This window comes from Rhodoferax aquaticus (genome assembly GCF_006974105.1).
Lineage (GTDB): Bacteria > Pseudomonadota > Gammaproteobacteria > Burkholderiales > Burkholderiaceae_C > Allorhodoferax > Allorhodoferax aquaticus_A.
Genome location: NZ_CP036282.1, coordinates 270606 through 290787, shown reverse-complemented (window position 1 = coordinate 290787; position 20182 = coordinate 270606). Strand labels below are relative to the sequence as shown.

The 20182-nt window shown below is 59.5% G+C and carries 20 protein-coding genes; 13 read left to right on the top strand and 7 right to left on the bottom strand.

Going from position 1 to position 20182, the window contains the following annotated elements; genetic code table 11:
- Window positions 1–168 precede the first annotated feature (168 nt).
- The 6 genes from EXZ61_RS01350 to yjjJ all read left to right on the top strand — a co-directional run bounded on the left by EXZ61_RS01350 (window position 169) and on the right by yjjJ (window position 6543).
- A complete protein-coding gene (locus EXZ61_RS01350) occupies window positions 169–693 on the top strand; it encodes a DUF3304 domain-containing protein (protein WP_168224664.1) in 525 nt (174 codons plus the stop codon).
- A complete protein-coding gene (locus tag EXZ61_RS01345; RefSeq protein ID WP_142808377.1) occupies window positions 690–1493 on the top strand; it encodes a DUF3304 domain-containing protein in 804 nt (267 codons plus the stop codon). Before EXZ61_RS01350 ends, EXZ61_RS01345 begins: the two co-directional genes overlap by 4 nt.
- Window positions 1490–3427: a T6SS phospholipase effector Tle1-like catalytic domain-containing protein gene (locus tag EXZ61_RS01340; RefSeq protein ID WP_142808376.1), complete on the top strand. Its 1938-nt coding sequence runs from the start codon at window positions 1490–1492 to the stop codon at window positions 3425–3427. Before EXZ61_RS01345 ends, EXZ61_RS01340 begins: the two co-directional genes overlap by 4 nt.
- A gap of 339 nt (window positions 3428–3766) precedes the next feature.
- Complete coding sequence (locus EXZ61_RS22035) at window positions 3767–4129, top strand: Fic family protein (protein ID WP_237219051.1); 363 nt, start codon at window positions 3767–3769, stop codon at window positions 4127–4129.
- A gap of 243 nt (window positions 4130–4372) precedes the next feature.
- On the top strand, window positions 4373–5101 hold the full coding sequence (locus EXZ61_RS01330; protein WP_142814045.1) for a transglutaminase-like domain-containing protein: 729 nt from the start codon (window positions 4373–4375) through the stop codon (window positions 5099–5101).
- 104 nt (window positions 5102–5205) lie between these two features.
- On the top strand, window positions 5206–6543 hold the full coding sequence (yjjJ, locus tag EXZ61_RS01325; protein ID WP_142808375.1) for a type II toxin-antitoxin system HipA family toxin YjjJ: 1338 nt from the start codon (window positions 5206–5208) through the stop codon (window positions 6541–6543).
- A gap of 18 nt (window positions 6544–6561) precedes the next feature.
- On the opposite strand, the gene EXZ61_RS01320 is transcribed toward yjjJ, so the two are convergent.
- Window positions 6562–6852: a hypothetical protein gene (locus EXZ61_RS01320; RefSeq protein ID WP_142808374.1), complete on the bottom strand. Its 291-nt coding sequence runs from the start codon at window positions 6850–6852 to the stop codon at window positions 6562–6564.
- Between the two features lie 124 nt (window positions 6853–6976).
- On the opposite strand from EXZ61_RS01320, the gene EXZ61_RS01315 reads away from it, so the two are divergent.
- Complete coding sequence (locus tag EXZ61_RS01315) at window positions 6977–7816, top strand: helix-turn-helix transcriptional regulator (RefSeq protein WP_142808373.1); 840 nt, start codon at window positions 6977–6979, stop codon at window positions 7814–7816.
- Window positions 7817–7858: 42 nt separating this feature from the next.
- On the opposite strand, the gene EXZ61_RS01310 is transcribed toward EXZ61_RS01315, so the two are convergent.
- Window positions 7859–8254: a VOC family protein gene (locus EXZ61_RS01310; RefSeq protein ID WP_142808372.1), complete on the bottom strand. Its 396-nt coding sequence runs from the start codon at window positions 8252–8254 to the stop codon at window positions 7859–7861.
- Between the two features lie 147 nt (window positions 8255–8401).
- On the opposite strand from EXZ61_RS01310, the gene EXZ61_RS01305 reads away from it, so the two are divergent.
- Together EXZ61_RS01305 and EXZ61_RS01300 are read left to right on the top strand one after the other, a co-directional pair.
- Window positions 8402–9532, top strand: coding sequence for a Fic family protein (locus tag EXZ61_RS01305; protein WP_142808371.1), 1131 nt, complete (start codon window positions 8402–8404; stop codon window positions 9530–9532).
- A 157-nt stretch (window positions 9533–9689) separates the two neighbouring features.
- Window positions 9690–10793, top strand: coding sequence for a PDDEXK nuclease domain-containing protein (locus EXZ61_RS01300; protein WP_142808370.1), 1104 nt, complete (start codon window positions 9690–9692; stop codon window positions 10791–10793).
- A 61-nt stretch (window positions 10794–10854) separates the two neighbouring features.
- Here EXZ61_RS01300 and EXZ61_RS01295 read toward each other — a convergent pair whose 3' ends face one another.
- A complete protein-coding gene (locus EXZ61_RS01295) occupies window positions 10855–11235 on the bottom strand; it encodes a VOC family protein (protein ID WP_142808369.1) in 381 nt (126 codons plus the stop codon).
- Window positions 11236–11494: 259 nt separating this feature from the next.
- On the opposite strand from EXZ61_RS01295, the gene EXZ61_RS01290 reads away from it, so the two are divergent.
- A complete protein-coding gene (locus EXZ61_RS01290; protein ID WP_142808368.1) occupies window positions 11495–12061 on the top strand; it encodes a YdeI/OmpD-associated family protein in 567 nt (188 codons plus the stop codon).
- Window positions 12062–12427: 366 nt separating this feature from the next.
- Here the strand turns inward: EXZ61_RS01290 and EXZ61_RS01285 are convergent, their stop codons facing one another.
- The 3 genes from EXZ61_RS01285 to EXZ61_RS22325 form a co-directional block, all read right to left on the bottom strand.
- Window positions 12428–14689 carry a GGDEF domain-containing protein gene (locus EXZ61_RS01285; RefSeq protein WP_142808367.1) on the bottom strand — a complete coding sequence of 754 codons (2262 nt, stop codon included), beginning with the start codon at window positions 14687–14689 and terminating at the stop codon, window positions 12428–12430.
- 70 nt (window positions 14690–14759) lie between these two features.
- Entirely contained in the window at window positions 14760–15041 is a 282-nt protein-coding gene (locus EXZ61_RS01280; protein ID WP_237219050.1) for a 3'-5' exonuclease, read from the bottom strand.
- Complete coding sequence (locus EXZ61_RS22325) at window positions 15038–15169, bottom strand: hypothetical protein (protein ID WP_281063817.1); 132 nt, start codon at window positions 15167–15169, stop codon at window positions 15038–15040. Before EXZ61_RS22325 ends, EXZ61_RS01280 begins: the two co-directional genes overlap by 4 nt.
- Window positions 15170–15364: 195 nt before the next feature.
- On the opposite strand from EXZ61_RS22325, the gene EXZ61_RS01275 reads away from it, so the two are divergent.
- The 3 genes from EXZ61_RS01275 to EXZ61_RS01265 all read left to right on the top strand — a co-directional run bounded on the left by EXZ61_RS01275 (window position 15365) and on the right by EXZ61_RS01265 (window position 18457).
- The gene (locus EXZ61_RS01275; RefSeq protein ID WP_142808366.1) at window positions 15365–16867 is read left to right on the top strand and encodes an FAD-linked oxidase C-terminal domain-containing protein; all 1503 of its coding nucleotides are present in this window, start codon (window positions 15365–15367) and stop codon (window positions 16865–16867) included.
- A 176-nt stretch (window positions 16868–17043) separates the two neighbouring features.
- Window positions 17044–17340, top strand: a complete 297-nt coding sequence (locus EXZ61_RS01270; RefSeq protein ID WP_142808365.1) for a Bor family protein — start codon at window positions 17044–17046, stop codon at window positions 17338–17340.
- A 109-nt stretch (window positions 17341–17449) separates the two neighbouring features.
- Complete coding sequence (locus tag EXZ61_RS01265; protein WP_142808364.1) at window positions 17450–18457, top strand: asparaginase; 1008 nt, start codon at window positions 17450–17452, stop codon at window positions 18455–18457.
- Here the strand turns inward: EXZ61_RS01265 and EXZ61_RS01260 are convergent.
- Window positions 18454–20106, bottom strand: a complete 1653-nt coding sequence (locus EXZ61_RS01260) for a methyl-accepting chemotaxis protein (RefSeq protein ID WP_142808363.1) — start codon at window positions 20104–20106, stop codon at window positions 18454–18456. The two genes, EXZ61_RS01265 and EXZ61_RS01260, sit on opposite strands and share 4 nt — an antisense overlap.
- Between the last annotated feature and the right edge of the window lie 76 nt (window positions 20107–20182).

Sequence of the window (20182 nt, the reverse complement as noted above, 5' to 3'; positions counted from 1 at the left end):
CAATGGCTTATGGCGACAGAACCGCTGCGACCAGCATCCGGTGATGCGCGATGAATACGTGGGTTTGCTGCAAATCTGGGTCAAGGCCAAAGCCATCGGCTTCAGCGGGCGGCGCGAGGGCGGTGGCTACTGTTTACCGCGTGCGGTATTTGAATGAAGGGGCTAACGATGCAACGAAATACTCAGCGTGCATTCACTTGCGCAACCTTGGCCCTGGCCGCACTGATCGGTTGCGCGGAGCCAACCTCCAGCGCGGGGGTCACAGGCTACAACCACACCAGCAACCGCTCCATCTACACCTTCAGTGTCAATGGCAGCATGGGTATGCCTTTGGGTCCTGAAGAGGGCGGCGGTGGAACCGTCTGCTGCACCAGCATCCCCAGCCAGTGGCGTCCCGGCATCAAGGTCAAGGTGCGTTGGGAATACCAAAACTTCCGCGACATTCCCGCTCCTCAACCCGAGGTGCGCGAAGCCGAAGTCGAGCTCCCCCGGTACAAGCAAAACGACATCGACCGCTTGGCAGTGCACTTCTTCTCCGACCACAAAGTCAAAGTGCTTGTCACGCCCTTGGGGATTCGCCACCCTGACTACCCCGCCGATTTGCGCTGGGATGCACCCACGCCGCCGGATGCCGTACAGGCCATTCCCTCGCCTGCTGTTCAACCCGCCACTCAGCCCTCCGCCCAACCATGAGCACCACCTCCAACACACCACCCGCACCCGCCCAAAGCTGCGCGGCAGGCAACAAAGCGCTCGCATCCGACGGCCACCACGCCTGGGCGGATGACACGCTGCAAATCCACCCCGCAGTGACCCACTGCGAACACTGTGTGGCCGCCCACGAGCTTGACCTAGAAGCCAAATCAGCCTCTTGCGCTCATGGAATGTGGGCTAGAAGCTATCAAAACCGTAGTAAATCCACCCTACACAGTTTGCACACGCGATGCACCCGCAGTCTCAAGCGCATGGCCCACGGCGTGCGCAAGGCTTTGGCGCCCATGGCCGCAGTCTTGGCCCTGGCCGCCCTGACCGGTTGCGCGGAGCCAACCTCTAGCGCGGGGGTCACAGGCTACAACCACACCAGCAACCGCTCCATCTACACCTTCAGTGTCAATGGCAGCATGGGAATGATGCTGCTTCCCGAAAGCGGCGGCGGTGGAACCACCTGCTGCACCACCATCCCCAGCCAGTGGCGCCCCGGCATCAAGGTCAAGGTGCGCTGGGTGTACCAAGGGGGCACCGAGTTGCCGCCCGCACCGCCGCCCCAAGAAGCCGAAGTCGAACTCCCCCGGTACAAGCAAAACGACATCGACCGCTTGGCAGTGCACTTCTTCCCCGACCACAAAGTCAAAGTGCTGGTCACGCCCTTGGGGATTCGCCACCCTGACTACCCCGCCGATTTGCGCTGGGATGCCCCCACGCCGCCCGATGCCGTGCAGGCCACTCCCTCGCCTGCTGTTCAACCCGCCACTCAGCCCTCCGCCCAACCATGAGCACCACCTCCAACACACCACCCGCACCCGCCCAAAGCTGCCCGGCAGGCAGCGTGCCCACGCCCACCCTCACACCTGCCGAGCGCATGCGCGCCGTGCAGCAGTATGCCAAGCTGGCATCCCCGGTGCTGAGCTGCAGCGGCAATGTGTATGTCGGCATGTTCTTTGACGGCACCGGCAACAACGAGAAGCTGGACTACGACAACGGCAATGTGCCCCTAGAGCAGCAAAAGCCCAGCAACGTGGTGCGCTTGTTCTACGCCTACAAAGACGGGATGAAGGGTGCCCAAGCCACCGACGGGCTATACAAGTTTTACGCCCCCGGAGTAGGCACGCCGTTTGAGGACATTGGTGATGTAGGCAGTATAGGGGGCGGTGCTCTGGGGGCAGGGGGTGAACAACGCATTCTGTGGGGTTTGTTGCAAGTGTTCAATGCGGTGAATGACTATGCCATCACGCGGACGCTGATTCCTGCCAGCGCAAGCCCGTCAAGAACCCTAATGCTCCAGGGCATGATGCCCCCTGAGCGGCAACGCCACTTTGCCTTGCTGCAGCAGCAGCTCAAAGCCAACCTGAAGGTCTCCACCAAGCCCGGGCTAGACCGCATCGTGGTGGACGTATTCGGCTTCTCGCGCGGGGCCGCCCAAGCCCGCGCCTGGGTGAACTGGCTTTACGGCCTGTGCGAGCAGCAGGGCAGTGATGCGCGTACCGCGACTTACCTGTTTGCCGGTGTTCCGCTGCAAGTGCGCTTTATGGGCTTGTTTGACACCGTGGCCTCGGTGGGCGTGGGTGGCACGGTGGCGGGTAACAAAGCGCTCGAATCCGACGGCCACTACGCCTGGGCGGACGACAACCTGCAAATCCACCCCGCCGTCAAACACTGCGAACACTATGTGGCGGCCCACGAGGTGCGCGCCAGCTTCCCCTGCGACAGCGTGCGGGTGGACGCAGCCTACCCCCCCAACGTGCGCGAAAGTGTGTACCCCGGCTCGCACTCGGATGTGGGGGGCGGTGGCTACACCCGCAGCGCCCAGGGCAAGCGCGATGGGCTGGCCCGCATACCCGGCATGGCCATGTACAACGCGGCGCTGAGTTGGGGGGTGCCGCTGTATCGCCTGAATGTGTTGAAAGCGAAAGGCCAGGGCTATTACGACAACCTCATCCCCAGCGCAGAGGCTGTGGCCGCGCACCAGGCCTATCTGCAGGCGGTGGGGGTGGCGCCGGGCTCGGTGGAGCAGCAGCACCGCGCCCACTGGGCTTGGTACCTGCGCTACCGCATCGCCTGCCGCGAGGCCTACGGCCATCGCAGCTTTGTGCGCGCCGCCACCGAGGCCGAGCGCAAGCTGATGCTACAGACGCAGAACGATCTGGCAGAGGCGCTGTCCCGCGCGGGCGCTGCGGCGCGTGCGGTGGTGGCCCGCGATGCGCCGCGCATGGGTGCCATCCGCGTGCCCAACGCAGCCGAAGCCGTGCTGCTGCGCATGGAAAAGGCCGAACGCATCATCAACCCGCCTGCCGCTGTACAAGTGACCCTGGAATGGGCACGGCTGCGCCTGCGCTTGCAAAAAGACGGCGGCGTGCTGCTGCGCAATGCAGACCACCCCGAGCTGGATGTGGCCGAGCTGCTGCATGCGCTGGTCGATGGCGATGCCAGCGCCAGCGCGGGCCATGTCCCGACGGTGCCCCCGGCGGTGGTTGCGTTTTTTGATACCTATGTGCACGACGCGCTGGCGGGCTTTATAGGAGATGCGTTCAACGAGTACAGCGCAAACGGCTACGGCCTGTTCAAGTTCCGGCGCATGTTTTTTGGCAACCGGGCGGATGCCTATGCCAAAGCCCTCGCCCAGGCCGACAACGCACAGCGCCTGGCAGGGCGCAAGGCCACCACCGACGCCACCCCGACCTACACAACTTCTATGAGTACATCCCCATGAGTGATTCCGCATTGCTAGACACCGACAAAGACGAGGGCAATGGTGCGCGCACCGCCCTAGACTCGCTCAACGCCAGCGGCAAGATGATCGGCATCATCAGCCTGTAGAAGCGCTCAAAGAGCGCATTCCTGCCCAGATCCGCGTAGAAAAAGGCGGCGGCATTGGGTACTCGCGCTTGGTGGAGTGAGCATGGCACAGCCAGCACAGCGCGCTCGCAGGGATAAGCGCATTTAAGTTGGCAATAGTTAGAAATAATCGTTTAAATTCATTTGTTTACAAACTTGTCAAAGTTGGCAGAACGGATGGATGTATTCGCAAATCCATCAGTTTGAACCGCTCATGCCAGCAGACTCCCGCATGGAGCCCCTGCTTGCCAAGGCACACGACCTTTCTCGCACCGCCACACTACTAACCGGGACCCGGGTGCCACCTGAACTGCGCGCCCTTTTGCGCAGCATGAACGCGTACTACACCAACCGTATAGAAGGCCAACACACGCGGCCACACGAGACTGACCAAGCACTACGGCAAGACTTTTCGCACAACGCCGCGCTCGCGGCAAAGCAGCGACTGGCATGGGTGCACCCGTTTGTAGACGGCAATGGACGTGTCATGCGGCTGCACACCCACACTTGGCTTACCAGTATGGGCTACACCGGTGGCCTGTGGTCGCCACTACGAGGATTTGCAAGCAGCACCTAGCGCTATTACGCTCTGCTGTCTGACGCCGACAGCCTGCGCCGTGGTGACCTAGACGGACGCGGCAAGCTCAGCGAGCAAGCCCTGATCGCCTGGGTCGACTATGTGCTCGACACCTGCCTCGACCAAGTGCGCTTTATGGCCGATATGCTGGACTTTGGCACCATGCGCGCCCGCTTGACTCTAAAGTGGCTACAGGCTGCCCAATGCCTTATCTGCCTTTCACTTTTGCATTGGAGCGTTCACATGGAGCCGCAATTACACGAATCGGGGTTGCTCAAACCCCTGACCCAGCCCACCGCGCTGCTGGACTACCAACACGCCAGCATTCAACTGCTGATTGACACGCGCACATGGCGAGGCCTGCCGGTGTTTGAGCGCATTGGGGCGGCCTATGCGTTTGTGCGGGACGAGGTAGCGTTTGGCTACAACGCGGCTGACGACTTACGGGCCTCGCAGGTGCTGGCCGATGGCATGGGCCAGTGCAACACCAAAGGCACGCTCTTGATGGCGCTGCTGCGCGCACTGGGCGTGCCCTGCCGCTTTCATGGCTTCACCATCCACAAGCGTTTGCAGCGCGGCGCCATTACCGGCGTGGCCTACTGGCTAGCGCCGCCCAGCATCATCCACAGCTGGGTGGAGGTGTGGTTTGACGGGCGCTGGGTCAACCTAGAGGGCTTTATCTTGGACCGCGCTTACCTGCGCGCGCTGCAACTCAAGTTTGCCGGGCACAGCGGCCCGTTTTGCGGCTTTGGCGCTGCCACCCCCAACCTGCAAAAGCCCGGCGTGGACTGGTGCGGCACCGACACCTACATCCAAAAAGACGGCATCAACCACGACTACGGAGTCTTCCCCGCGCCCGACGACTTCTATGCCGCCCACGGCACCAATCTGTCGGGCATCAAGCGCTGGCTGTACCAGCACGCCGTACGCCACTGGATGAACCGCAACGTGGCGGACATTCGGGCGGCGTAGCTACAACTTGCCATTCACAGGCCATTAAAATCTATTCACAGTTGCAGCTAAGCCATTGTTATAAATAGAATTTTGTTAAAAAGTATCTATTCATATAATTATTCATGCCCAAGCCTGCGGACCTCACCCAAGCCATTCTTCAGGCCTTGATGCGCCAAGGCAGCGTGCTGACCAGCGCTGAGCTGCAAGCCCAGCTTGGCGTGAGCCAGCCCACGGTGTCGCGGGCCATGGCGCCGCTGATTCAGTCGGGCCAGGTGCTCAAAGTAGGCGCTGCGCGTAAGCAGCGGTATGTGTTGCCACGCACGGTGCGCGACGTGGGGCGCAGCATTGCGGTGATGCGCATCGACGCACAAGGCCAAGCCAGCCCTTTTGCCAAGCTCGTGCCATTGGCAGGCGGCGCGGTGTGGGTGGACGAAGAAGACGGACTGAGCAAGCGTTTTGATGGCCTACCCTGGTTTCTGGACGATATGCGCCCCCAAGGTTTTATGGGCCGCACCTTTGCGCACAGCCACCCCGATTTACAGCTGGGCAATGACCCGCGCTACTGGAGTGATGACGACGTGCTGCGCGCCTTGGCCCTGTATGGGGATGACCTGCCGGGCAACCTGGTGGTGGGCGAGCCTGCCTTTGCGCGCTTCCACACCCTGGCCGACCGCGCCAGCCGCGCCGCCTCCAGTGAGGACTACCCTGCCTTGGCCGACGCGGCCATGCAAGGCACCTTGGGTGGCTCATCTGCCGGGGGCGAGCAGCCCAAGTTTTGCGCCATCACCGCCGGACGCCCGGTGCTGGTGAAGTTCTCACCCGCGGGCGGCGCACCTGCCGACCAGCGCACGCGCGACCTGTTGGTGTGTGAACACCTGGCCTTGCAAACGCTGGCCAACGCCGGGGTGTCGGCAGCCACAACGCAGATATGCACCGGCGCGGGTCGCGTGTTTCTTGAGGCCGAGCGCTTTGACCGCACCGCCCAAGGCCCCGGCCATGGAGGCGGCCCGGTTGGCCGCGTCGGCATGGTGTCGCTGATGGTGTACGACGCTGAATACGTGGGCGCCATGGACAACTGGGCCGCCACTGCCGACCGCATGCAAGAGCGCCAGTTGCTGCGCCCCGACGACGCCCGCACCCTGCGCCTGCTGGAAGCCTATGGCGTGCTCATCGCCAACACCGACCGCCACTACGGCAACATCTCTCTGCTGCTGCAAGACGACGACTGGGTGCTGTCCCCCGCCTACGACATGCTGCCTATGCTCTACGCCCCCGTAGGCGGCGAGTTGGTACCGCGCAACTTTGCCGAGCGCCCCCTACAACCCACGGCCGCCACACTGCCCGAATGGCCCCGCGCCATAGCACTAGCGCGCACGTTCTGGGCCGCGGCGGCAAACGATGCGCGCATCTCGGCCGGGTTCAGGCAAATATGTGCGGAGAACTTGGCGCACTTGGGCTAGCCACGCCAATTGCGCGCATCAAGCAAGCCGCTTCTTCGCCGTGATGAAGTACAGCAGCGGGCCAAATGAACCGAGGGCGAGGCAGGCTATGGCCCAAGGCACAAAGGGGCGGCCTGTGGCTTGGGCGTCGCGGCGGATGAAGACCAGCAGCAAGCACATGGTGATCACCAGGTCGGCAAATATCTGCCAGCTGGCTGGGTCACGCGTGTAAAACGCCAACCACTCAAGCAGGCCGCCGTAGTGCGCCAGGGTGTAGACGGTCAGGGCACCAAAAGCTATCAGTACGGTGCTCAACAGAGCTTTGTTCATAAATATTCCTTGTGTAGTGGTGTCTGCAACAAACGCCGACCCGCCAAGTGTGCGCAGGCATTTGCATAGCCGCAATTACGTGGCAGGTAATTGCGAACGCGCAGCCCTGTGATTCAATGGTGCTATGGACCCCAGCACCGCCCGCCTGCCAGATAGCTTGCCCGATAGCCTGCAAACCACGCTACAAACTGCGCGCAAGTCCAAGCGCCTGAGCCAGCTAGAACTGGCCCTGCGTATGGGCGTGAGCCAGCGGCATGTGAGCTTTGTGGAGAGCGGCCGCGCCCAGCCCAGCCGGGAGCTGCTGCTGAGCTGGTTGCACGAGCTGCAAGCACCGCTGGCGCTGCGCAACGTGGCGCTGCAACAGGCCGGGTTTGCCCCGGTCTACCGTGGCAGCGAGCTGGCAGACGCCGTGCTGGCCCCGGTGCGCGAGGCACTGGGCCGCTTGCTGCAAGCGCACGACCCCATGCCCGCCATGGTGATGGACGCCGCGTGGAACGTGCTGCAAATGAACCGTGGCGCCCAGTGGCTGGCCACCACCCTCATGCCCTGGCTGGCCGATGTGCCACCCGGCACGCCCATCAACATGATCGACGCCATGCTGCACCCCGAGGGCATGACGCAGCACATCACCAACCTCGAAGAAGTGGCCCCCGCCCTGCTGGCCCACATGCGCGACGACGCCAGCGTGGTGCCCGACATACTGCCCCGCGTGGAGCAGCTGGCGCAGCAACTCCAGAAGCGCCTGGGCAAGCGCGTGCTCAAGCCCTGGCCGCGCCAAATGGCGCCGGTGCTCACCACCCGCTTTGCCACCCCGCACGGCGAGCTGGCGTTCTTCAGCATGTTCTCCACCTTTGGCACGCCGCAAGACATCACGCTGGCATCCCTGCGTGTGGAGCATGTGTTTCCGGCGGATGCGGCTACGCGGGCTGTGTTGACAGCGCAATTGAGCCAAATCGAGCCCTAGCGCCCATCAATCAAGCGCAAGCAGCTATCCAAACTGCAGCAACTACACCTTGGGTGGGCGGAACAGGGCGCAGAGTTTGTTGCCGTCGGGGTCGCGCAGGTAGGCTAGGTAGAGCTTGCCCACGGAGCCGTCGCGCCAGCCGGGTGGGTCTTCGCAAGTAGTGCCGCCGTTGGCTACACCTGCGGCGTGAAACGCGTCGGCCTGCTCGATTGACGCCATGGTGAAGCCGATGGTGCTGCCGTTGCCGTGCGTGGCGGGCTCGCCATTGAGCGGCTGGGTAATGCCGAAGGATCCGGTGGGCGTGCGGTAGAAGTAGCGGCCAACAATGCCGTTGTGCACATTGATACCGGGCTTGACGCCCAGGGTGCCCAACAGGGCGTCGTAAAAGCGTTTGGACGCTTCGAGGTCGTTAACACCAACAATGATGTGGCTGAACATGGGGGCTCCTTTGTTTTATGCCATGGGTGTGCAGAGTTCTACCAGAAAGCCGTTGATGTCGGCCACGGCACGCTCCAAAAAGCGTTGCGGTGAATAAGCGCAATATTCACCGCACATTAAGCGGCGAATGTACCGCATAATCGCCGCATGTTCCCCGACAAGCCCCCACGCGGCCGCACCTACCTCTGGCAACGCCCCGACTGGCCACAGTGGCGGTTTGACGCGGCTGCCCTGGCCGCGCCACTGGCGCAGGTGCACCGCGCGCAAGGCCATCTGGCGGGCCGCATGGCTGAGTTAGGGTTGGCGCAGCGCGACCAGGCCACGCTGCAAGCACTCACCCAAGAAGTCATCACCACCAGCGCCATTGAAGGCGAAGCGCTGAACCTGGACGCCGTGCGCTCGTCTATCGCCCGCAGGCTGGGCGTAGACATCGGCGCGCTCGCACCCGCCGACCGCAACGTGGACGGCGTGGTCGACATGGTGCTGGACGCCACCCAGCAGCACGCCCAGCCGCTCACGGCCGAGCGCCTGTTTGGCTGGCACGCGGCGCTGTTCCCCACCGGCTACAGCGGCCGGGTGCGCATCCAAGTGGGTGCGTGGCGAAACGACGCCGCGGGCCCCATGCAAGTAGTGTCTGGCCCCGTGGGCCGAGAGAAAGTGCACTTTGAGGCCCCACCCGCCAATGCGCTACCCGCAGAGACTGCTGCCTTTCTGAAATGGTTTAACGCCGCCCCCGTGGGCGACGCCCTTGTCCACGCGGGGCTAGCCCACCTGTGGCTCGTCACCCTGCACCCGTTTGACGACGGCAATGGCCGCATCAGCCGCGCCGTAGGCGACATGGCGCTGGCGCGTGCAGAAGGCACAGCCCAGCGCTTCTACAGCCTCAGCGCCCAAATACAGCGCGAGCGCAAACAGTATTACGACCAGCTAGAGGCCACCCAGTGCGGCACGCTGGATGTGACACCTTGGCTGGACTGGTTCTTGGCGTGCCTGCTGCGCGCCGTGCAAGGTGCCGATGGCTTGCTCGCAAGCGTATTGGACAAGGCCCAGTTCTGGCAGCGCTGGGCGGGCACGCCCATGAACGCACGGCAAACGCTGGTGCTGAACAAAGTGCTGGACGGCATGGAAGGCAAGCTCACCAACGCCAAGTGGGCCGCCATTGGCAAGTGCTCGGCAGACACGGCGCTGCGCGACATCAACGACCTGCTGGCGCTCGGCGTGCTGCGCAAGCTGGAGGGTGGCGGACGCAGCACGGGCTACGAAATAGTAGCCAAATAGCACTCTAGCGCCCATGAAATAAGCGCGAGCAGCTATCAAAAGCATAGTATCTACGCCATGGGCGTGAACAGCGCAAACTCAAAGCTGGGCGCCATTTGACTGGTTATAAATACAGTATAAAGGCGAGGTGTCAAAAGCCCTTGTTACAGGAGCAGCCATGAAAAAAACGCCGACCATTCCCGCCGCAGACAAGGCCGAGTCCACGCTGTTTGCCAACATCCGCACGCTGATCGAGTCCGCTCGCAACACGGTCGCCCGTGGTGTTGATCTGGTGCAGGTGCACACCAACTTTGAGATTGGCCGGCACATAGTTGAGTTTGAACAGCAAGGCGTCGAGCGGGCCACATATGGAGATGCACTGCTTAACTTGCTGGCCGACGGATTAACAGCAGAGTTTGGTAAAGGCTTTGGGCGAAGCAACATCGCTTATTGCCGCAGCTTTTACCTGGCTTACCGGGAGCGTGTACCAATTGTCCAGACACCGTCTGGACAATTGGCATTACAAAGCGGCGCTGCTCCATTTCAGATTGGCCAGACAGCGTCTGGACAATCTGAACGCCCGTTTTCCCTCAGCTGGTCCCACTACGTCTTCTTGCTGGGCATCAAGAAAGCGGATGAACGCAGCTTCTACGAAATCGAGGCCACCCACCAGAACTGGACGCTGCGCGAGCTGCGCCGCCAGTTCCAAAGCGGCCTGTACGAGCGCCTTGCCCTGAGCCGCGACCAAGACGGCATTCGCCAACTGGCCCAACAAGGGCAGATCGTCAGCCAGCCTAAAGACCTGCTCAAAGAACCGCTGGTTCTGGAGTTCTTGGGCCTGTCAGAGCAGGCCCGGTTTTCAGAGTCTGACCTTGAGGCGGCCATCATCAACCAGATCGAACACTTCTTGCTGGAGCTGGGCAAGGGCTTTCTGTTTGAGGCACGTCAAAAGCGTTTCACCTTTGACGACGACCACTTCTTTGTAGACCTGGTGTTTTACAACCGACTGCTGCGCTGCTATGTGCTCATCGACCTGAAGCTTGGCAAGCTCACGCACCAAGATTTGGGCCAGATGCAGATGTACGTGAACTACTTTGACCGCCACGTCAAAACCGATGCCGAAGCCGCCACAGTGGGCATCGTGCTGTGCAAGAAGAAGCACGAGGCGCTGGTGGAAATCACCCTGCCCAAAGACGCCAACATCCACGCCCGGGAATACCAACTCTATTTGCCCAGCAAAGAAGAACTGCAGCAAAAACTTGCGGAGTGGACCGGAATTTGAGAGACAAATAAGCCGATAGCGCCCGTGGAATAAGCGCAAGCAGCTATTAAAAGCGTAGTAACTACGCCATAGGCGTGCACAGCTCCACCAAAAAGCCGTTGATGTCGGCCACGTAGGCAATCGTCTGGCCCCAGGGCATGACCTCCACCGGGCGCATGGGCGTGGCACCGGCGGCCACGGCGCGCTCTAGCGCAGCGGGCACATCGGGCGTGCACAGCGCAATCTCAAAGCTGGGCGCATGGGCGTTGGCCGCCTGCGGGTTCTTGCCCAGCTGCTGCATCAGGCGGTGGGCTGAAAACGCCAGCGCCGTGCTGCCCGTCTCTAGCTCGCCGTAGTCCCCGCTTTCATGCAGAAACCGCGTGGTGAGGCCAAAGGCCGCTTGGTAAAACTTGAGCGTGGCGGGTACGTCGGGAACGTAGAGGATGGTGTAGCCGAGTTGCATGGTCAGTTGTCCTTTGGTTTGTGATGTGCACACGATACGCTGGCGACCCGTGTGCGCATGGGCACACAATGCGAAGCACCAGCCCTTTTGAACCAAGAGATTCTGCAATGAAAACACTTTTGACATCGCTGCAGCTCTGCCCCCAAACAACTGCCCTCGGTGGCGATGCCAGCTGCGCCGCAAACTCCAGCGAAACTGATTCTTGCAAGGAAAATTGGCCAGTAGCGCCCGTGGAATAAGCGCAAGCAGCTATCAATTCATGAGCAATCCAACACACCTCACATTTGAAACGCCCGAGCAGCTTCACGCGTGGCTGCAGGTGAACCACGCCAGCGAGACTGAGCTCTTTGTGCGCATCTTCAAAAAGGGGACCGGGCAGCCCAGCGTGACGTGGGACGACTGCGTGGTGGCCGCCATCGCATGGGGCTGGATTGACGGGGTGCGCAAAGCACTGGACGAAACCTCGTTTCTGCAACGCCTAACGCCACGGCGTAAGCGCTCCAACTGGTCGCAAAAGAATGTGCAACATGCCGAGCGGTTGATAGCGCAAGGGCGCATGCAAGCCGCTGGCCTGGCGCAAGTAGAAGCCGCGCGCAGCGATGGGCGCTGGGCCAGCGCCTACGCAGGCAGCGCCACCATGGTGATACCCGAAGACTTTTTGGCAGCACTCCAAAACGACCCCGCTGCCCTGGCCTTCTACGCCACGCTCAAACGTCAAAGCTTGTTCACGATCTACCACCGACTGCACAGCGCCAAGCGGCCTGAGACACGGGAGAAGCGGATGACGGAGGTGTTGGCTAAGTTGGGAAGGGCCGAAACTCCTTGACGTGTGTGCGCTATGACTAGCAGCGTGACAAAGCTAGTTTTTAGCGCCCATTGAGCTGCTGCTCAAACTCGCCATCGCGCACCAGTTTGAGGTTGTCGGAGTACCCCGCCTCGTCGATCTTGAAGGCTTAGCTGCAATGGGGGCAGATGATTTCGTGCATGGGGAGGGGGCCACGTCTTGTTGGTTGGATGGGTCTTTTGCCCGCTTGTTGCGGGCCGTGTAATGAGCAAAACAGCGTCTGAAACGTTTGAAACGCCAGCCCATTTACACGTGTGTCTGCAGGCAAACCATGCTAGCGAGGCTGAGCCAGCGCCAGGGACGTGCAAACGCTGGTTTTGTGAGCAAAATTTGCTCACATCCTGTAATTTAAGTGGCTAACTTAACTTCCCGAAGCTCCTTCATCCAAGTTCTGTATATCTGATGCTTGTTGGGGCCAATAGTCATTCCCTTTGGGAATAGCCTAGGTAGAAGGCTATGGAAGTCAGTTGTACTGACATTTCCGATTTTTTCCATTTCAAGGGAACTTTTACCGTAAGTAACAGCGTAGCTTGATCCGCGGTTACGTTCAAAGAAAGAAAAACTAATAGAACTCAATAATTTATATGCCTCATCGAATTTACCAAGTCGGGCCTTTGTCAATGCAGCATTCGCAGCAAAGAACTGATTCTTGGGCTCTTGCGAATGGGCATTGCCGAAAGCAATATCTGCTAAAGGAAATTTATTTGGATCATCCGCAGCCAAAATAGAAAGCCCAAGTTGGTTTTCCATGGAGGAATCAGTCACTCCATAAGATTTGAATGCTTTGTAATCAGCAAGGCACTCTTCAACCTTGCCGCGATTTTTCCATTCCGCCAGAGTCTCTGAGGGTTTGAAAAACTTGGGTAACGGTTTGTCAGCTGATGCTACCAAGGCCGCCCTTGCAAAGTGCAGCGCAATATCAGCAGTGATGTTGACACCAGCAGGCGTCGACATTGGCATAAAAATTCCTACTCGTGATTTTGTGTGTGTTTCTAGCTTTTTGATTAACGATTCAATATAAGACTGGGCATCTGTCTCTGGATCACTCTCCGGGTCAGGATCCGCTTCAGATTCAATTGGGGGTAAAACCTTCAATGTCACGTAAACATTAAAGCCATCGCCAGCGAAGATCTCAGTTCCAGAAGGAAATATCATGTGAATCGCTGCCGCAAAGTCAGCAAGGAGTAGCGACCTCGCTTCCAAGTCAAGAAAAGGCGGAAATCCAGGAAAAATATACAGTACTGCCAATAATGACTGCCTTGCTATTAAATCTTGGACATTTTCAACAAGTTTCGCACTTCCTGCTATATTCAGTTTTTGATGCCTTGGCTCAACAAATATCGGCTTTGATCCAAGCGGCACACGCCTAAGCAAAGCACCAGTAGGAATCGGTTCGTCGGTCTGCCGACTAACGATCAGGCAGGTGCTAATATTTTCTTGGGCATTTAGCACCCGAATTTTGGCTGATTCAATTGGTATATATGAGCCTAGGCGCTTTTTGCTTCGCCCGTCATCGATGAAGCAATCTTTGTCGCCTGTAAACGGTGGGTAGTAGACTTGGTAAAGATCTCCAGGTTTAACATTGACAGTCCTGCCGATATCAATTACTGCTATGTCTGAGGCCGGATGATATTCAATAACGCGACCATGACTAAGGCTAATATCATCAAAGTATCTAACGCAATCCCGCCCATCATTTTTTGCCCTATAAAGAGCGAGATCTGCTTTTTTTCGAACGTTGTCCATTAGGGATTCGATTGTCGTCCCATCGTGGGTAGAGACCTCATGGGCCACGCCAATGCTAGCAAGTATCTTCTTTGGGAAATTTTCTGTAGCGCCGCCACCTGGATTTATTTCGCTGATTTCTTGGTCGGTTGGAATAGATGGCGTGCGAATTGTTTTTAATATTAATTCTGAAATTTGGTTTAATTGAGTTCTATGGTTACTGCCAATTGAAATGAGTTCAAACTCTTCGCCGCCCGGCCGACTAAGAATGAAGGTATTCGCAGTACTTTTTTCTAATTGGGACTTCGCATGCTTGAGTCTCGATGAGAATATTCTTAAGATCGAATCGCCAACCCCATGACCGAAAGTATCGTTAACCTGTTTGAAATGATCTATATCAAAACTAAAAACAGCCACCGAGTTGTTGCCAGACGTGGATTGGTCTATGTTCTGATCGTCTTCTAGTACAGACAGTCGCTGAAAATATTGCTCGATGCCTAATTTAACGCCGTTGCGATTTAGTAATCCAGTCAGAGAATCATGATTTGCCGCATATTCAAGATTCGCAGCTTTTAATATTCTTTTTAAATCTTGGAGCATTGATTCAATAGTTGATGCCCTCGTCGCTTTCTTAACTTTGACTTTCACGACCAATTGATTCTTGGCCAACCAAAAGAAGACAACGCATTCGTTTTCAAGGTTTAATTTTGTGTAACCAGATTTTGGCTTTTCATTTAGTGCTGAAATAAGGCTTTGATCTACTATTGCTTCGTCATTTGTCGCTTCAATCCAATTTCCTTTCCTCGCAAGCATTAGTTCTGAGAACTTAAAGATGTTGGATTTCCCGAGTTCTTCTTGGAAATAAGATTTTTCTACATAGTCCATATGTTGCTCTACTAATTGATGGGTTAGTTTTGAAGTGAGGTTTAAAATATATGGGTAACAGTTTCAAGTGTTAAAAGGTTAGGCGTTCTAGCTGTCGTCGGAATCTCCCGTTGCCTCCCGACCCGATCACCAACCTCTGCGTAGCCCTCGTAGCCGCCACATAAGGCACCCCCGCCGCGTCCTTCTCGTCCTCCCCGGGCGCAGGCATGTGCCCCACGCCGGGTGGCGCCACCACGGGAAATTCCAAGCCTTTGCTGACCATAATGGTCATGACCTTGATCTTGTTGCTGGTGGGGTCTAAGTCGTCGACGCGAAGTCTGTAGTCGACTGACAGTTTGCTGGAGATAGTCACTCGCAGCTCACTTGATTGAGCAGCCCAATGTCGTCGTCGAGCTTGCTTTCTAGCCGCTCGGCCAGTCGGCGCTCGCCGCTGGTCATGCGCGATACGCACGCGCTGAGCGCTGGTAAGAGGGTTGCCATGCCGGTTGCTCCGTCCCTGAAATAGTTTTTTACAACATTATGGGTGCTAAATAGTGTGCGTCGATGGGCTTGGCGCTGCCCATGCATTGTTCTTTTCACAAAGCCGTGCAAGTTTCTTCACGCAGCGGGCGGGCAATTTGGCTTACAGTGGTTTTCAACTCACTATGCCCAACTCTTGCCTAGCCCTGCCCTGTTATGACCGCCACGCCCACGCTCCAAGCCCCTGATACGCTACTAAAACAAGAGCTGCTCGCGCATATTCTACGGGCGCTAGAGGCACATTTACCCTCACACGCGCTCTTGTACCAGCGTGAAGACACCACGCCCTATGAGTGTGACGGGCTCACGGCTTACCGCGAGCGGCCGCTCTTGGTGGCGCTGCCTGAGACCGAGGCGCAGGTGCAGGCGGTGCTGCGGGCGTGCCATGCCTTGAACGTGCCGGTGGTGGCGCGCGGTGCGGGCACGGGTTTGTCGGGCGGGGCCATGCCGCATGCGCTGGGGGTGACGCTGTCGCTGGCCAAGTTCAACAAGATTGTGCGCATTGACCCGCGCAGCCGCACGGCGGTGGTGCAGTGTGGCGTGCGCAACCTGGCCATTAGCGAGGCGGCCGCGCCGCATGGCCTGTATTACGCGCCTGACCCCAGTAGCCAGATTGCCTGCACCATTGGCGGCAATGTGGCCGAGAACTCGGGCGGCGTGCATTGCCTGAAATATGGGCTCACGCTGCACAACGTGCAAAAGGTGCGCGGCTTCACCATGCAGGGCGAGCCGGTGACCTTTGGCTCGGACGCGCTGGACGATGCGGGCTACGACTTGCTGAGCGTGGTGGTGGGCAGCGAGGGCATGCTGGCCGTGGCCATGGAGGTCACAGTCAAGCTGATTCCCAAGCCGCAAATTGCGCGCTGCATCATGGCCAGTTTTGACGATGTGCGCAAAGCGGGCGACGCTGTGGCGGCGGTGATTGCGGCGGGCATTATTCCGGCGGGGCTAGAGATGATGGACAAGCCCATGACCGCAGCGGTAGAAGACTTTGTGCACGCGGGCTATGACCTGACCGCCGAGGCCATTTTGCTGTGCGAGAGCGATGGCACGGTGGAAGAGGTGGAGGAAGAAATTGGCCGAATGAGCGAGGTGCTGCGCCGCCATGGCGCCACCGCCATTGCCGTGAGCCAAAACGAGGCGGAGCGCCTGCGGTTTTGGAGTGGGCGCAAAAACGCGTTTCCGGCCAGCGGGCGCATTAGCCCCGACTACATGTGCATGGACAGCACCATTCCGCGCTCGCGCTTGGCGGACATTTTGCTGGCCATTGCCGAGATGGAAAAGAAGTACCAGCTGCGCTGCGCCAATGTGTTCCACGCGGGCGATGGCAATTTGCACCCGCTCATCATGTTTGACGCGAACGACCCCGACCAGCTGCACCGCTGCGAGTTGTTTGGTGCCGATATTTTGGAGACCAGCGTGGCCATGGGTGGCACAGTAACAGGCGAGCACGGCGTGGGCATTGAAAAGCTCAACAGTATGTGTGTGCAGTTCAGCGCGCAAGAAAACGCGCAGATGCTGGGCCTGAAACTCGCGTTTGACCCGCAAGGCTTGCTCAACCCCGGCAAGGTAATTCCTACGCTGCACCGCTGCGCGGAGTACGGCAAGATGCTGGTGCGCGGTGGCCAGATCAAGCACCCTGACTTGCCCCGCTTTTAAGCGTTGCGCGGGCTGGTGCCGTGGGCGAATACCCCACGCATTTGCGCAATACGCTGGCTTGCAAAACAGGCCTACTTCGGGGTGTACGGGCTGGGGCTTGCTTCCTATAATGAATTTGCCCTTGGCCCGCTAGGGGTCGGCATGGTTCGATCAAACTTCCTTACGGAGAACTCCTTATGTTGAAAGCTTTGTTGGCAACGGCGTGTGCTGGTGTGCTGTTGATGGGGTGCGCAAACCAGCGCTTTAACATTGCCGGGGAGACGCCGGCGGCGACCTCTGCCAAGCTGACCGATAGCCAAACGTTTTGGGTAGACGGCATTGGCCAAAACACCACCGTAGACGCAGCCCAGGTGTGCGGCGGTGCCAACAAGGTGGTGGCTGTGGAAGTAGAGCAAACCGGCTCTGACGTGATGTTGAACATCGTGACCTTGGGCATTTACTCGCCCCGCACTGTGCGCGTGCATTGCAAGTAAGCATTGCGCTGCCAACCGAACGCCCTTTTGAAGGGCGTTTTTTTTGCCTGGGCTATGCTTGGGCCTCGCTTTCCTTTCCCCATTAGCCCAACCGCCAGGAGCCCACGCCGTGCAACTTGAACCCCTTATTGAGCTGACCCGTGGTGGCATGGCCGAGTGCCTGCATTTTGGTGCGGTGGCCGTGGTGAACACCAAAGGCGAGCTGGTGGCCCATGTGGGCAACCCGCACATGGTGACGTTTACCCGCTCCACCTTGAAGGCGCTGCAAGCCTTGCCCTTTGTGCAGGCCAAGGGGCCGCAGCACTTTGGTTTTAGCAAACCGCAAATTGCGCTACTGTGCGCCAGCCACAACGGCGAGCCCATGCATGTGATGCAGGCGCAAGGCATGCTGGACAAGATCGACCTGGACTACACCGCGCTGCGCTGCGGCTGCCATGTGCCTAGCCTGTTTGCAGCACTTGACCAAGGGCCACCGGCTGACCTGAAGTTTGATGAGCGCCACAACAACTGCAGCGGCAAGCACACGGGCTTTTTGGCGCATTGCGTGCTGCACGGCATGCGCTTGGACGACTACATTGACCCCATGCACCCGCTGCAGCAAGCCATTCGCACCGAGGTGGCCCGCGCCGTGGGCATGGACGCGCAAGACATGCCCATGGGCATTGACGGCTGCTCGGCGCCCAACTACGCCATGCCTTTGTCTAAGCTGGCCTATGGTTATGCGCGCTTGGCCAGCGGCGCGCAAGACGCGGAGTTTGGCGAGAGCTTTGCCTTGCTGTCAGACGCCATGACCGGCCACCCCGAGATGGTGAGCGGCACCGCCCGCAACGACCTGGACTTTATGACGGTGGGCCGTGGCGACTGGGTGACCAAAGTGGGGGCCGACGGGGTGCAGGTGGTGGGCAGCAAGAGCCGGGGCGAGGCCTTTGCGATCAAGATTTTGGATGGCAACAAGCCCGCCTTGTTTGCCGCTGCAGTAGAGGTGCTAGACCAGTTGGGCTGGATGGACGATGCGCAACGCACGGCCCTGCAACCCTGGCGCGCACAAACCTTGCGCAATGCCCGCCAAGTGCATGTGGGCGACCGCCTGCCGGTGTTTAAGCTGCAAACGGCTTAAAAGGTTTCCCAAGCGTCATCCCCGCCCTTGGGCGTGACCTTGGGTGGGCCGGACTTGGCAGCGGCCAAGCGCGGTGCGGGGGCGGCAGGCTTAGCAGGGGCGGCTACACGCAAGGGCGCGCGTGCGGCGGGTGCTTTGGGCGCGGCAATGCGTGGTGCGCTCATGGCTGGGCGCTGCGGCGCAGGGGCGGCACGGGGCGCTGCGCGCGGAGCCGCGCGACGGGGCGTTCCAGCCCCAGCGGAAAACACGGCCACGGTTTGTACCAGCTCTTGCGCTTGGCTTTTGAGGCTGCTGGCCGCAGCGGCCATTTGTTCCACCAGTGCGGCGTTTTGCTGGGTGGCTTGGTCCATTTGCGTGACAGCTTCACCCACCTCGGCCACACCGGCGGCTTGTTCGCTGCTGGCGGCGCTGATCTCGCCCATGATATCGGTCACGCGCTTGATGGAGCTGACCACCTCGGTCATGGTGGCACCGGCTTGGTCTACCAGCGCGGTGCCCTGCTCCACGCGCTCTACGCTGGCGCCAATGAGGCTCTTGATTTCTTTGGCAGCCTCGGCGCTGCGCCCTGCCAGCGAGCGCACCTCACTGGCCACCACGGCAAAGCCACGGCCCTGCTCACCGGCACGGGCGGCCTCAACCGCCGCATTGAGCGCCAAGATGTTGGTTTGGAAGGCAATGCCGTCAATGACGCTGATGATGTCTGAGATCTTGCGGCTGGATTCGTTAATGCCCTGCATGGTGTTGACCACCTGCGCTACTACCTCGCCACCTTGAATAGCCACGGTGCTGGCGCTCATGGCCAGTTGGTTGGCTTGGCGGGCGTTGTCGGCAGACTGCTTCACGGTGCTGGTGAGCGCGGCCATGCTGCTGGCGGTGCGCTGCAGGTTGCTGGCGGTTTGCTCGGTGCGGTCGCTCAGGTCTTGGTTGCCGCTGGCAATCTCAGATGAGGCCACTTCGATGCTGGATGCGCCAGAGCGCACGGCCGATACCGCTGCGTCCATGCGCTCTAGCGTGGCACGCAAGGCACTGCCCCCTTCACTGCTGGTTTGCACACCGATCACGCTCAGGGATATGCCGTCGGCCCGGTTGATGCCGGCCACCAAACGCGAGAGTTCTTTGCCTTGATTAGCCAACTCGTTTTGGTGGTTGGCCAGCGCAGCGCAGACCACGGCCTGGGCCACGACATACAGCGCGTGGACCCACACCCGGGAGTTGGCCGCGTCGGCCGCGAAGTACACGCCAGCCCCGGCGGCTTGCATGCTATCAAACGCGAAGTGGTGCACGATGAAGAGCACTGCGCCATACGCAATGAGCTTCCAGTCGCCATAAATCAAGAGCACACCCATGACGACAAATACGCCAAAGTGGGACTCGCTGGCCCCTTGCGCCAGCTGCATGTGCAAAGCCACCGTGGCGACCAGCAGGGTGGTCAGGCCAAAGCGGCTGACGGGGGTGCCGCCCGACATGGAGAGGAGACCGAAACCTGCAAGAAGAAGAAACAAGCTCAGCCCTAAGGCCAAGCCAATCGAGCCCATTTGCAAACCTAGGGCCAAAGAGACCGCAGCCCCAAGGGCCATGACTGCAAGAAGCGCCTTGTCCCCATACAGCGCCGAGGTGGACTTGTTGCTTGCATTACTTTGATCCGACATAGCGTGGTCTCCAAAGAAAACAAAAAACTGCAGCGGTAGCGCGCCAGTCTAGGCCCATTCGCGCTTTGCTGCTTGC

Bases quoted from the DNA above. Each gene is read 5' to 3' on its own strand.
- EXZ61_RS01340 (WP_142808376.1), top strand. From the start codon at position 1,490: ATGAGCACCACCTCCAACACACCACCCGCACCCGCCCAAAGCTGCCCG.
- EXZ61_RS01305 (WP_142808371.1), top strand. From the start codon at position 8,402: ATGTTCCCCGACAAGCCCCCACGCGGCCGCACCTACCTCTGGCAACGC.
- EXZ61_RS01275 (WP_142808366.1), top strand. From the start codon at position 15,365: ATGACCGCCACGCCCACGCTCCAAGCCCCTGATACGCTACTAAAACAA.
- EXZ61_RS01310 (WP_142808372.1), bottom strand. From the start codon at position 8,254: ATGTTCAGCCACATCATTGTTGGTGTTAACGACCTCGAAGCGTCCAAA.
- EXZ61_RS01320 (WP_142808374.1), bottom strand. From the start codon at position 6,852: ATGAACAAAGCTCTGTTGAGCACCGTACTGATAGCTTTTGGTGCCCTG.
- EXZ61_RS01350 (WP_168224664.1), top strand. From the start codon at position 169: ATGCAACGAAATACTCAGCGTGCATTCACTTGCGCAACCTTGGCCCTG.
- EXZ61_RS01285 (WP_142808367.1), bottom strand. From the start codon at position 14,689: ATGGACTATGTAGAAAAATCTTATTTCCAAGAAGAACTCGGGAAATCC.
- yjjJ (WP_142808375.1), top strand. From the start codon at position 5,206: ATGCCCAAGCCTGCGGACCTCACCCAAGCCATTCTTCAGGCCTTGATG.
- EXZ61_RS01315 (WP_142808373.1), top strand. From the start codon at position 6,977: ATGGACCCCAGCACCGCCCGCCTGCCAGATAGCTTGCCCGATAGCCTG.
- EXZ61_RS01260 (WP_142808363.1), bottom strand. From the start codon at position 20,106: ATGTCGGATCAAAGTAATGCAAGCAACAAGTCCACCTCGGCGCTGTAT.
- EXZ61_RS01290 (WP_142808368.1), top strand. From the start codon at position 11,495: ATGAGCAATCCAACACACCTCACATTTGAAACGCCCGAGCAGCTTCAC.
- EXZ61_RS22035 (WP_237219051.1), top strand. From the start codon at position 3,767: ATGCCAGCAGACTCCCGCATGGAGCCCCTGCTTGCCAAGGCACACGAC.
- EXZ61_RS01270 (WP_142808365.1), top strand. From the start codon at position 17,044: ATGTTGAAAGCTTTGTTGGCAACGGCGTGTGCTGGTGTGCTGTTGATG.
- EXZ61_RS01345 (WP_142808377.1), top strand. From the start codon at position 690: ATGAGCACCACCTCCAACACACCACCCGCACCCGCCCAAAGCTGCGCG.
- EXZ61_RS22325 (WP_281063817.1), bottom strand. From the start codon at position 15,169: ATGGCAACCCTCTTACCAGCGCTCAGCGCGTGCGTATCGCGCATGACC.
- EXZ61_RS01295 (WP_142808369.1), bottom strand. From the start codon at position 11,235: ATGCAACTCGGCTACACCATCCTCTACGTTCCCGACGTACCCGCCACG.
- EXZ61_RS01330 (WP_142814045.1), top strand. From the start codon at position 4,373: ATGGAGCCGCAATTACACGAATCGGGGTTGCTCAAACCCCTGACCCAG.
- EXZ61_RS01300 (WP_142808370.1), top strand. From the start codon at position 9,690: ATGAAAAAAACGCCGACCATTCCCGCCGCAGACAAGGCCGAGTCCACG.